Origin of the sequence: Streptococcus tangpeifui, from assembly GCF_011038795.1 — a bacterium.
GTDB classification, from domain to species: domain Bacteria; phylum Bacillota; class Bacilli; order Lactobacillales; family Streptococcaceae; genus Streptococcus; species Streptococcus tangpeifui.
This window is the reverse complement of the sequence record NZ_JAAKDU010000004.1, coordinates 97,355-109,111: the sequence shown is the minus strand read 5'-3', so window position 1 is coordinate 109,111 and position 11,757 is coordinate 97,355. Positions and strand designations below refer to the sequence as shown.

The 11,757-nt window shown below is 38.2% G+C and carries 14 protein-coding genes; 7 read left to right on the top strand and 7 right to left on the bottom strand.

Going from position 1 to position 11,757, the window contains the following annotated elements:
* Window positions 1-235 precede the first annotated feature (235 nt).
* The 5 genes from G7Y32_RS05175 to G7Y32_RS05155 all read left to right on the top strand — a co-directional run bounded on the left by G7Y32_RS05175 (window position 236) and on the right by G7Y32_RS05155 (window position 4,113).
* Window positions 236-649 carry a helix-turn-helix domain-containing protein gene (locus tag G7Y32_RS05175; protein WP_165211603.1) on the top strand — a complete coding sequence of 138 codons (414 nt, stop codon included), beginning with the start codon at window positions 236-238 and terminating at the stop codon, window positions 647-649.
* Window positions 646-1,095, top strand: coding sequence for a hypothetical protein (locus G7Y32_RS05170; protein WP_165211600.1), 450 nt, complete (start codon window positions 646-648; stop codon window positions 1,093-1,095). Before G7Y32_RS05175 ends, G7Y32_RS05170 begins: the two co-directional genes overlap by 4 nt.
* A 286-nt stretch (window positions 1,096-1,381) precedes the next feature.
* Entirely contained in the window at window positions 1,382-2,365 is a 984-nt protein-coding gene (locus G7Y32_RS05165) for an aldo/keto reductase (RefSeq protein WP_165211597.1), read from the top strand.
* A 327-nt stretch (window positions 2,366-2,692) separates the two neighbouring features.
* Entirely contained in the window at window positions 2,693-3,286 is a 594-nt protein-coding gene (locus G7Y32_RS05160; RefSeq protein WP_165211594.1) for a PepSY domain-containing protein, read from the top strand.
* Between the two features lie 74 nt (window positions 3,287-3,360).
* Window positions 3,361-4,113, top strand: a complete 753-nt coding sequence (locus G7Y32_RS05155; protein WP_165211591.1) for a class I SAM-dependent methyltransferase — start codon at window positions 3,361-3,363, stop codon at window positions 4,111-4,113.
* A 79-nt stretch (window positions 4,114-4,192) separates the two neighbouring features.
* Here the strand turns inward: G7Y32_RS05155 and G7Y32_RS05150 are convergent, their stop codons facing one another.
* Genes G7Y32_RS05150 through G7Y32_RS05130 form a run of 5 tightly spaced genes read right to left on the bottom strand, consistent with a single transcriptional unit; the run spans window position 4,193 to window position 8,034 of the window.
* A complete protein-coding gene (locus tag G7Y32_RS05150) occupies window positions 4,193-4,903 on the bottom strand; it encodes a class I SAM-dependent methyltransferase (protein WP_165211588.1) in 711 nt (236 codons plus the stop codon).
* Window positions 4,878-5,585, bottom strand: a complete 708-nt coding sequence (locus G7Y32_RS05145) for a methyltransferase domain-containing protein (RefSeq protein ID WP_165211585.1) — start codon at window positions 5,583-5,585, stop codon at window positions 4,878-4,880. Before G7Y32_RS05145 ends, G7Y32_RS05150 begins: the two co-directional genes overlap by 26 nt.
* 15 nt (window positions 5,586-5,600) lie before the next feature.
* Window positions 5,601-6,614 (bottom strand): type I glyceraldehyde-3-phosphate dehydrogenase, encoded by a 1,014-nt coding sequence (gene gap / locus G7Y32_RS05140; RefSeq protein WP_165211582.1) that lies wholly within the window; start codon window positions 6,612-6,614, stop codon window positions 5,601-5,603.
* 26 nt (window positions 6,615-6,640) lie between these two features.
* The gene (locus tag G7Y32_RS05135) at window positions 6,641-7,117 is read right to left on the bottom strand and encodes an S-ribosylhomocysteine lyase (RefSeq protein ID WP_165211579.1); all 477 of its coding nucleotides are present in this window, start codon (window positions 7,115-7,117) and stop codon (window positions 6,641-6,643) included.
* Between the two features lie 5 nt (window positions 7,118-7,122).
* Window positions 7,123-8,034, bottom strand: a complete 912-nt coding sequence (locus tag G7Y32_RS05130) for a DMT family transporter (RefSeq protein WP_165211576.1) — start codon at window positions 8,032-8,034, stop codon at window positions 7,123-7,125.
* Window positions 8,035-8,163: 129 nt separating this feature from the next.
* Here G7Y32_RS05130 and G7Y32_RS05125 point away from each other — a divergent pair, with 129 nt between their 5' ends.
* Window positions 8,164-8,637: an RrF2 family transcriptional regulator gene (locus G7Y32_RS05125; protein ID WP_165211573.1), complete on the top strand. Its 474-nt coding sequence runs from the start codon at window positions 8,164-8,166 to the stop codon at window positions 8,635-8,637.
* A 398-nt stretch (window positions 8,638-9,035) separates the two neighbouring features.
* The gene (locus tag G7Y32_RS05120) at window positions 9,036-9,941 is read left to right on the top strand and encodes a cation diffusion facilitator family transporter (RefSeq protein ID WP_165211570.1); all 906 of its coding nucleotides are present in this window, start codon (window positions 9,036-9,038) and stop codon (window positions 9,939-9,941) included.
* A gap of 513 nt (window positions 9,942-10,454) precedes the next feature.
* Here G7Y32_RS05120 and G7Y32_RS05115 read toward each other — a convergent pair.
* Window positions 10,455-11,093 (bottom strand): histidine phosphatase family protein, encoded by a 639-nt coding sequence (locus G7Y32_RS05115; protein WP_165211566.1) that lies wholly within the window; start codon window positions 11,091-11,093, stop codon window positions 10,455-10,457.
* Window positions 11,094-11,204: 111 nt separating this feature from the next.
* Window positions 11,205-11,678 (bottom strand): aminoacyl-tRNA deacylase, encoded by a 474-nt coding sequence (locus G7Y32_RS05110; protein WP_165211563.1) that lies wholly within the window; start codon window positions 11,676-11,678, stop codon window positions 11,205-11,207.
* Window positions 11,679-11,757: the final 79 nt, after the last annotated feature.

Sequence of the window (11,757 nt, the reverse complement as noted above, 5' to 3'; positions counted from 1 at the left end):
AACAGTTCAGTGGACCATTTAGGGGCATCTGAAGATGGAACTATGCTCCAAGATAAGGGCTCCCAACCACTACGTCAATTATTTAGTGCTGCACAAAAAAATCAAGCTTAGGATTTTTGTCCCAAGCTTTTTTGCTAGAATTTTTAACAAAACTCCTCTCGTTTTGCCAAGAAAACGTGCTTGAAAGTCGGATAAGAAGGCTCTATAATGGGTTTAAAAAAGAGGTAGGAAAAGTATGATTGGTGAAACAATTGTTCTGCTCAGGAAAAAGGCAGGTTATTCTCAAGAAAAATTAGCTGAAAAAGTGGGCGTGTCTCGTCAAACCCTCAGTAAGTGGGAATTGGGTGACAGTTTACCGGATATTGTTTCTTCAAGCCGTTTGGCAGAAATCTTTGACATCAGCTTAGATGAGCTGGTCAATGGTGATGTCTCTTCTTTTGCAGGAAAAGTCAAAGAGGGTAAGTATATCTTTGGGACAGTGACTGTTGGTGAAAAGGGGCAAATCGTCATTCCTGCACGAGCAAGAAAACTGTTTAACATCCAAAAAGGTGACAGTCTTATGGTTTTAGGGGATATCAATCAAGGCTTGGCCTTGTTGAATAGCGATTTTTTTACCCAAGCTTTTGAAGAAATGGGGTTAAGGAAATGAGAAAATTAACTGGATTTGGCCTTAGTTTTGCTGTGTTCATGTTTTTCTTGAGTCTGATAGGTTGCTATGATTTTGTCATGGTAATGACGCGCAATCAGACCTATTTTACAGAACATTATAACTCAGCCGTTGAAGGTTACTTTACTAACTATCCTATTGTCTTTGTGATTGTGTGGTTCAGTCATTTGTTAGCTGGTATCTTGAGTCCAATTTTCTATCTTTTCAAAAGAAACTCAGCGCTTACTTTAGCTGGCCTTGCTTTCTGGGGAGATGCCCTTCTGATGCTATTGACCAGTCTTTTTAGAAATCGTATTCAGGTTTTTGGTTGGCAATTTATCTCTGATTTGGTCATTTTAGTATTATTTGCCCTTTATTTCCTATACTTACGCCAATATTCCAACGACAAGACTGACAGGGGAATAGCCCACACGCAGAAGCGCCGATAAAATTTGCTGAGTTACTCTTGACAAATCTTATCTACAAAATCACCTATCTCTGAAACTGATAGGATCTATCGGTAGGCCAATCTTCAATACCTCGAGAATTTTATATAAAAAGCCTAACTTGATACTACAGACATAGGTCTTGCTAGTCTTTTACCCTAGCTCCATGTTATAATATGAGTGTGAAAATGTATTCATACTCGTTGAAGAGTTCTTGATTTGTTGTTGACCTCACTCGATCCGATATTGATTGTTTGAGTATGATAAGTATTTAGGGAGGTAAGTAATCATGAAATACAATCAGCTTGGAAATACTGATATGAAGATTAGTGAAGTTAGCCTAGGAACTTGGGCTCTTGGAGGAGATTGGGGTAATGTTGACGAAAAGACATCCCTCAAAGCCCTCCATCATGCTGTGGATTCTGGGGTCAATTTTTTTGACACTGCTGACGTCTATGGGAGCGGCCGTAGTGAGCGTTTACTGGGACGTCTCTTAAAAGAACGTTCGGAAACAATCTATGTTGCAACTAAGTTCGGCCGTCGTGATAATTTTGCTGACTTGTCTAACTATACTTATGATAAGGTTAAAGCCTATTGTGAGGATAGCCTACGCCATTTGGGAACCGATAGCATTGATCTCTATCAAATACATTGTCCCAGTACTGAGGTTCTGGAAAACATGGGAGTTTTCGCTGTTCTAGAGGATTTGAAAAAAGAAGGTAAAATCCGTTATTATGGTGTCAGTGTTGAAACAGATGATCAAGGGAATTTTGTACTGGACCATACATCAGCTAGCAGTTTGCAGGTGATTTTCAATATACTGCGTCAAAAGCCCTTGACGAATATGATTGCGCATGCAGCAGACAAGAACGTTGGTATTTTGGCGCGTGTTCCTCTGGCTAGTGGACTTTTAACTGGTAAATATAGCAAAACTAGCCACTTCCCTGAAAATGACCATCGTAATTTTAATCGCGATGGGGCGGCATTCAATGTCGGTGAGACTTTTGGTGGTTTACCTTTTGATAAAGCTATTGAACTTGTTGATGCTCTTAAATGGATCGCTGATGGTCGCGGTAGCTTAGCTGATGCAGCCTTGAAATGGATTTTGCAGCAGTCTGGCGTTACCAGTGTTATTCCCGGATTTAAATCCATTCAACAAATTGATACTAATCTTCAAGCTGCTGACACCAAACCTTTTTCTGCAGATGAACTTAAGAAAATATCAGATTTTTATTGGTCCTCTGTGCATGATTATATTCGCGGCGCCTACTAGAAAAGCTATCGACACAATGATGAGGTCTTAGCGACCTCTTTTTTATAAAGAATAGGGCAAAAGTCAATTGGAAGAGTATTTAACCGTCAATATGATAAGATAGAGTTGCTGCCTTTTACAGCTGAGTTATGAGCCAAAACTTCTAGTTACAGTCAAAGAGAGTCAAAATCAGACAGGTACGTTAAGAGGAAAGCCCCCACTAACTAAGGACAGTTACTATGGGAAGGTCGTCTAGCCACCTTACTAGCTGTTAGCGACATCGATGGCTTAGTCTATCTTTGGATTTGCAAAGAATATAAAACGATAAAAATAAAAAGAGGTCTGTTTATGAAACGTAAACCATTAGTTATCATCCTTTCCCTATTAGCTTGTCTGCTTTTGGTCGGTGGTGCCGTCATTGCCTACCTTCAATCGGGGTATAAGATTTCAGCTGCGCAAGCCAGACGTATTGCTCTTAAAAATGCTAATGTGTCAGCTGATCAAGTCACTTTTAGGCGCACAAAAAAAGAGCGTGACGATTGGCGGGCAACCTATGAAATTGAATTTCACACTGATAAAGCAGATTATGACTATACTGTTGATGCTTCGTCCGGTCATATTTTAGAAAAAGATACAGAAATGCGGGAAAACTCTGTAACCTCCCCTTCGGGTGCTGCTAAATCAGATTCTAGTACTGCCGACTCATCATCGACTTCGTCTCAACTAATTTCTGCCGACGAAGCAAAATCAATTGCCCTCAAAGATGCGGGGTTAAAAGAATCAGCTGTTTCAGGACTGGTTGTTCATAAGGAAGTAGAAGATGGCGTGACAGTTTATGAAGTAGATTTTAGTGATTCAACTGCTGGTCTTGACTACGATTACACGATCAATGCTGAAACCGGCGCTATTATTGAAGGCGGTTCTGAACCAATTAATGACTAAAAAGAGCGGGAGCAAGGTGCACACGTTTCTATGAACAGCGGCTTATACCCCGCTTTTTTTGCTATAATAGTGTTATGAAAATCATTGTCACAACTAGTCTGGGGCAGAATCCCCTTCTGGTTCAAGAGGCTCAAGCTTTGGCCCAACAATATGCGCTGATCTATCTGGAAAGGCGAAAACAATCACTAAAGAGACTCACTCAGGGAGAGGTCCCTGCTTTAGTGGTTTATCAAGACAAACTTATTTTGACGTATCCAGATGGCAAACAGCTCTACTTTCATCCCGATACGGCCGTGCTGAGAATCAAAGCAACTCACGATCCTCTTGTAGACTTGCTTCCATCTGACTCTAAAACTGTCTTGGATACGACAATGGGTTTAGCCAGCGACAGCATCGTGATGGCTGCAGCAGGTCATCAGGTCACAGCGCTAGAAGTCAATCCTCTGATCCATCTAATCATCAGTCGTGGTTTACAAACATTTGAAACTGGCAATGGACAGATAGATAAGGCTATGCGTTCAATAAAAACACTCAATCAGGAAGCTCTTGCTTACATGAGACAGCTGCCCAATAAGAGTGTAGACACTGTCTATACAGACCCCATGTTTTCACACAGGATTACAGAGTCAAGCAACCTTAGAGGTCTCGCTCCCCTAGCAGATTTTAGGGGCTTATCAGAGTCCTTCATGCAGGAAGCCCAGCGAGTAGCCCGTCACGCTATCATCGCTAAGGCCCATTTTCGCGACAATAGTTTAGAGCACTTTGGCTTCGAACGTCAGATTAGACCCAACCAAAAATTCCATTATGGAATTAAATCTCTTCTATAACTGTAAAAAAATAAAGAGTCAGTGCAACAATTTTTGATGGCTCTGACTCTTATTTTTTTACAGCTAATAGATCTATAAGCTATTTTTTAAAATAACCAAACCAAAATCCTTCGTCACGGATAAATTTTTCATCACCAAAAGCTCGGGTATGTTCAGACGATATTTCTAGATGTATTTTTTTTAAAGGACTTAAAAGAGTGGCAAGCTCTTCCGAAGTGTAGACGCGCTCTAACATAGAATCTATTTTTCGTCTAATATATCCTTCTTCTAATAGCGCTTCATCTGGGTAAGCATCCATAAATTTACCTTCTTTTCTTGCAGCTAAGAAAAAGTAAGCTCCACCAGGTTTCAAAACTCTAGTGATTTCTGAAAAGTATTGCTTACGCTCTTTTTCATCTACAATAAAAGTAATAGCTGACATGATATCAAAAACGTAGTCGAAATAATTATCAGGATAATTAATTTGATGTCCAACATTTCCTAGTTTTAAATCTACTATGCCATTTTTTACTGCTGTCGACAATGTTTCGGAACTCTTTTGGATAGCTACTTTTGTTAAATCAATTCCTGAATAATAAGAAGAAAATTTATGATTTATAAGATAGGATAAATTTCTACCAAATCCACAACCTATTTCAAGGGTACGAGTGTAGTCACTGTAAGTTCTGACCTTATTTTTTAGAGAGAGAATTTTCTTAATAGTATCATTAGGTTGAGTTCTTGTGAACTTATTTGCTGATTTTTGATGTAAATTTTCCCATTTATCAATATTTGAAACATAGGTAGCCATTAAATTCTCCATATCTCATAATAGTAGCAATGTGTGAAAAGCCTGCATGTGACAATAGTCTAGTATTTTCAGAATGAGTATTCGTCACCATCATTCCTTCTAAACTCAACTGTTTTGAAAGAATTTCCTCTGCTGAAAAACCATGTGCTGCTTTAAATTTCATATAGCATGAGGAGATTAGTTTATTAATTTTAGGATCAATTGATAATTCTTTTTCAAAAATTATAAATCCTCCACCAGGTAATAATGAATCATAAATTTTTTGAATAACCGCACCACGTTCGATAATAGGAATAAATTGTAAGAAATAATATCCAATAATTAAATTTGAAGGCTCTAACTTAGTATCTTCAATATTTTCAACTAAAAATTCAATATTATTATTTTTCTCCTTAGCTAAATCAACCATTTCTTGAACTGGTTCAATACCAATAAAACGTATATTGTGTTTAGGATGATGTCGCATGTAGAGCTTATTTATCAGTGTCCCTGTCGAACTTCCAATTTCATAACAAATAGCATTATCTTTTAAGAAAAAATCGCTTAAGTAGCAAATTAATTCATGTCCCTCTTCGTACAGAGGAACTGACAGTTTAACATGCTTATCAAAATGTTTGGCCACTCCGTTATTAAAATTCCATTGTTGTCCAGCTATAATTTTAATGTTATTACCAACATCCATTAAAAACTCCTAACCTTATTTTGCAAGCTTTGCGAAATATTCCAAGGTCCGTATAAGTTGAGCGGTAAAGCTCATTTCATTATCGTACCATGCTACCGTTTTAACTAGGTAAGTATTGCCATCAGTAGTAACTTCAGTCTGTGTAGCATCAAAAATGGAACCATGAGTATCTCCAATAATATCTGTAGATACAATTTGTTCATCATTATAAGAAAAACTTTCAGTTTCTGCAGCCTTCATAGCAGCATTAACCTCATCAACTGTGACTGGACATTTGACAACACTGATAAGTTCAGTCAGAGATCCTGTCGGTGTTGCTACTCGTTGGGCATGCCCTTTTAATCGCCCATCCAGTTCAGGGATAACCAGTCCGATAGCTTTTGCAGCTCCTGAAGAGGTAGGGACAGTGTTAATTGCAGCAGCACGTGCACGGCGCAAATCACCTTTACGATGAGGACCGTCTAAGGTCATTTGATCCCCCGTATAACTATGTATTGTTGTCATGGTACCAACAATAATACCGAATGCTTTATTCAAGGTATCTGCCATTGGTGCCAAACAGTTTGTTGTACAGGATCCGGGGGAGATGACAGTTTCCTCACCAGTCAACGTTTCGTGATTAACATTGTAAACAATTGTCTTAACATCATTACCACCTGGAGCAGTAATGATGACTTTTTTAGCTCCTCCATTAGCGTGGAGATGCTTCTCGGCCTTTTCACGTGTAGTAAAGAAACCAGTCGCTTCGAGAACAATATCAACACCAGATGAGGCCCAGTCAATCTTTTCGGGATCAGGCTCTTGTGTAACTTTTATAAATTCTTTGTTAACGAGTAAACCGTCTTTTTCCACGTCAACGGATCCTTCAAACCGCCCTTGTGTACTATCATATTTCAATAGGTGTGCTAGCATTGCTGGATCAGTTAAATCATTGATGTGAACAACTTTAACATTTTCGATGTTTTGAGCCCGTCGTAGTGCTAAACGTCCAATACGCCCAAAACCATTAATACCAACTTTTACAACCATTTTATTTAACCTCCAGATTATTTTTATTAAACAATTTTACGAATAAAGGGTTCTGACGAAATTCCTTGCGATAATATTTGCTTTGCCCATTCCTTCGCTGAAAATAATGAATGATCTTTATAATTTCCGCATTCCTTATCAGAAATACCAGGGACATTTTCCCAACTAAAATCATCACGAACTAACTCTTTTAACGAGTCTTTTATGACTCTAGCAATTTCATCTGAAGAATGCTCATGCCATATAATCAAATGAAATCCTGTTCGACAACCAAAAGGAGAAAAGTCAATAACGCCATCAATCCTATCGCGAATAAGACTTGCTAGCGAGTGCTCGATAGTATGGATTCCTCCAGTAGGAATGGCTCCTTTATTAGGCTGGACAAAACGTATATCAAAATTAGTAATGGCATCACCATTATCTCCATGCTGGGTATCAATCTTTCTAACGTAAGGTGCTAGAACCTTAGTGTGATCTAAAGTAAAACTTTCTACTTTTGACATGATGGTCACCTCCAATCATTTTTATTTATTAGGACAAGAGAGATTACGACGAAAAGTCCTCCAATGATTAAATCAAGAGTAAATTTATCATGTAAGCCTACTATTGAAAAAAATGTCGAAAAAACAGGAACTAAGAATAGAAAACTGCTGGCAATAGTTGCTTTTCCTCTTTTTAAGCTGAAAAACCAAAGGCCAAATGAACCAACAGAAGCAGGAAGTATAAGCCAAATAAAACATAGCCATCCCACAAAGCTTAATTGCGTTAAATGATAAGTCTCATGTCTCAAAAATGAAATAATAAGCATCCCTAAGCCGCCAATTAGAAGTTGCCATCCCGTAAATACCCACGGTCCTTGATCAAATGGTACGAGCTTAGTAATAACGGTATTGACAGCCCAGCAAAATGAGCCAAGTAAAGCAATCCATGCTCCTATACCTGTGGCGGATTTATCAATTCCTAAACAAATTATTACCCCCATGAGACCCAAAATAAGAGAAAATATTTTCCAACGAGTAAGCTTTTCATGCAATAAAAAATGTGCAAGAACAGCTAACCATAAAGGATTTGTAAACAAGATGATAGAAGACACGGAAGACGATAGTCCCTTTGCCATGGCAAGATTTAAAAATCCCATAGTCCCAGTTGTTTGTAACAAGCCAATAGCAGTAACAAGAATGCTACCTTTCATGGTATTTCCTTTACTTGTTGGAATAATAGAGCGCCAATCCTGTAACAAGAATGTCCATGCAAGCATGAGTACGCCAGCTATTATAAAACGCCAGCCACCTATAAAGAATGGTGGAGCTAAATCACTTGAAATGAGGTATTTACCAGTAGGAAAAGATGATCCCATAAATATAGTTGTTAAAACAATACTAGTAATAAACAACTGCTTAGGTTCAGATTTATTGGTCATATAATAACCTTCCTTTCAGAGACCTTTACATTATGCGTAGAATGGGATATAATTTAAATAGTAAAACCATATTGGAGATATCTTTTGTCTCTAATATGGATTATAAAACTTTGATTGGAGAATGTCAACATGAAATTATCATCCGGATGGGAACAATCAGTTTATGTTTTATTAATTCTGGCCCAGCTACCACAAAATAAAAGCATGAATTCGATAGCTTTGAGTGAGCGTCTTGATGTATCGCATTCTTACTTAAAGAAGATCATAAAATGTCTTGTTAATGAAGGATTGATTATTTCTGTACCAGGAAAATATGGCGGCTTTTCATTAGCTAAGTCATTGGAAGAGATAACATTTTATGATGTTTTTGTAGCTGTGGAAGGTAGGGGAAAAATTTTTGCGAGCCAACAACTGCTGAAAAAGTTTCTAGGAGAAGAAGAAGGACAGAACGCACAAAAGTGTGCTGTTACAGATTCTTTAGAAAGTATTGAAAATACTTTAGTGTCCACCTTAACTTCTATAACTCTTGGCCAAGTGTATAGTCAAATACAATCACATTATGACTTAAAAGAGCTCCATCAGTGGGTAGAGGATAATGTCTAGAATTATAAAGTTTCAGTTTTGTGACTTTACTATAGCTGAAGTGATAACTATAAATTTTTTAGATTTAGATCTTAAACATTAACAAGGCTTGTTTGGTAACAAAAAGTGGGATACTAAACTCATGAAAATCGTATACAAAAAAGCCTTAAAACTTAATTCATAAAATTTGAAATAGTTAATGATGTCCCAAAAACAACATTCTATTTGATGCTTGAGTAACATAATACAGTCTACCAAGGTCAGCAGAAGAAAGGGGGATGGGCAATGCAGACTAAGTATGGAAGACAAGCCCATCATGACTTTGCGGTATTTACGCTATTGTCCCATTTAGTGACTGCTTGCCTTTGGCTTAGCGGCTTTAGTCGTCAATACAGCTTAATAACTCGAAAGGAGGTACTGTGAAAGTGCATAAACACCACCATCATGACCATAATGTGACTAAGCAGTCTACGAGTCGAATTTTTATTGCTTTCATGTCCAATTTTATTTTTGCAATTGTTGAAATGATTTTTGGCAGTATTTTCAATTCCAGTGCTATTTTAGCGGACTCTGTTCATGATTTTGGAGATGCTTTGGCTATTGGTTTATCTTATTATTTTGAGCAATTATCCAAGCGAAGGAGTGACTATCGATACACACTAGGTTATTGGCGTTTTAGTCTTCTTGGAGCATTGATGACTGCCGTTATTCTTATTATTGGCTCTACCTTGGTTTTATTTGAAAATGTTCAAAAGGTAATGCATCCTGAGCCGGTTAACTACAATGGGATGCTAATCCTCGGTCTGATTGCTATTGCTGTCAATATTCTGGCCAGTCGTGTTTTAAATGGGGAAGAATCTGAGCATGAGTCCATTTTAAGCTTGCATTTTCTTGAAGATATCTTGGGCTGGTTGGCAGTCATTGTCGTTTCCTTGATTTTGAGGGTTGCCAATTGGTATATTCTTGATCCACTGCTATCTGTGGCTATTGCTCTCTTTATTTTAAGTCGAGCTCTGCCTAAGTTTATTAGAAATCTATCAGTGTTCTTAGAACACACTCCTGCTAACTGTGATATTCAGCAGTTAGAAAAAGAAATTTTAGCTTTAGAGTGGGTTCAAGCTATCAATCAATTTAATCTGTGGTCTTTAGATGGTCGAAAAAATATCGCCATGATTCATTTGTTGGTTGCGCCTGATTGTAATGAGCAACTATTAAAAGACCAAGTTCATCACCTTTTTCAGTCTTATCATATTGTGGAATCGGCTGTTGAATGCGATCATTCGACCTTCCAGCACCTGCATCACAGTCCTTATGCAAATGGCTGAAAATGCTGATTCCTGTTCAGATCTGCGTTTTTCCAATAGTGGCTGTAGAAGTGATTAAAAGTTTTAAAAAGGCAGCAGTTATTTGTAAAAAAATAATCTGTTGCTTTTTAATTCTGGGGCCAATCGTTGTGAAGACGATAGTCCTAGCCAAGAGATTTAACTATTTTTATTAAGTATGATAGCATTTTGTGATAAATATACAAAGAATGATTTACGATACCAATAAAACATTGATTTATTCAGCGAAAATAAGAGAAAAATGCTTTCCTGCTGAACGGCTCTATAACCTGAGCCATAGGCTTAAGAAAGTCTGAGGGATTAAAAAGTTCTTCCAAAAAGTATTGGCAATCAAGGTTAAAACTCTTTTGCTATTCCACTAGTCGAAAAATAACTAGGAAGACAATCGAGGCATAAAATCATTCATGATTACTTGCTTAGCAGTCATTTTGACCTTTTACGCCTTTCAAATAGATAAGGCTGAGGCAAAAGCCCCAACCTTATTTATCTATATCCCTAAGACAATTTTTGCTGGCCATTCAAGTAGGAAGTATCATTCCAGCGAATGAGGTTAAAACGCTTGCCATCATCGCTGTCAAGGATAGTCACGCTGCCGTTGTCGAGTCCCCCATGTTCGCGTAACTGACCCGACTCAAAACCTAATAGGTAATTGATGGCTGCGGTAAAGCAGGCACCATGACCGACGAGGAGGACATTTCGGTCATGCTGATAGTCAAGCTTTGCGATAAAACTGGCAACCCGTCGGGTAGCTTGATAGACTGATTCTGCTTCAAAAAAGGTATTATCAAATTTAGCTAAATTATGGCGGAAAGCAGCCATCTGTTTAGGATAGATAGCTGCAATGGTTGAAATTTTCTGACCTTCCAAGCGTCCCAAATTCCATTCTCGCAACGCTTGGCTAGGGATAATTTCAGTTGGCTTCTGATTTTCATTATTAATAATCCTAGCCGTCTCGCGAGCCCGCCTGAGATCGCTTGAATAAAACTTATCGAAATGAATAGTAGATAGGTAACGGCCCAATTCTCTTAAATCTTGAATAGATTGCTCAAGTAAGGGAGAATCCCCACGAGATCCTTGAAAGCGTCCTTCCAGATTCCACTGGGTTTTACCATGTCTAACAAAATATAAACGCATATTAGCACTTCCTATCTTAATAGCTTTTTACAATGAAAACAGAGGGGAAAAGCTAATGGGAGCGGGGCAAGCATCCGAAGCAATCAATTAAATCCCTCGGTAATGATAGAGTTATTCTTTGATATCTGCAAATTCGGCAGCGACAAAGTCGGCCAGAGTCTGGCTGTCAATCCGAATGGAGCGTTTAAGCTCACCGGCAGAGACAATCATCTGGCCCATCTCTAGGGCAACTTGGTCTATATAAATAGGGAATTTATGCTTTTGCCGGATACCGACAGGATTATTGGCTCCATGGATATAACCGGTTGTCTTCTCCAAGTCCTTTTGGGGGATCATAGAAACCTTTTTGTTACCGGAGACTTTAGCGAGTTTCTTTTCCGAAAGGTGCTCGGTAATCGGCACAATTCCGATCACTGGTCCAGTTTTATCGCCAACTAAGGCTAGGGTTTTAAAGATGTCTGACCGTTCAATCCCTTCTGGCAATTGTCCATCTAGACCATTAAAATTCAGGGAATCATGTGCAATTTTGGCCTTGTCTAAGATTTGATCGACCAAGGTCTTTTTTAGCTTCTTTTTCTTAGCCATTTTTTCCTCTATAACAGTATTTTCAAGGATTATTATAGCATATTAGAAGAAATTAGAATAGAGACTCTGTCTAAGACAA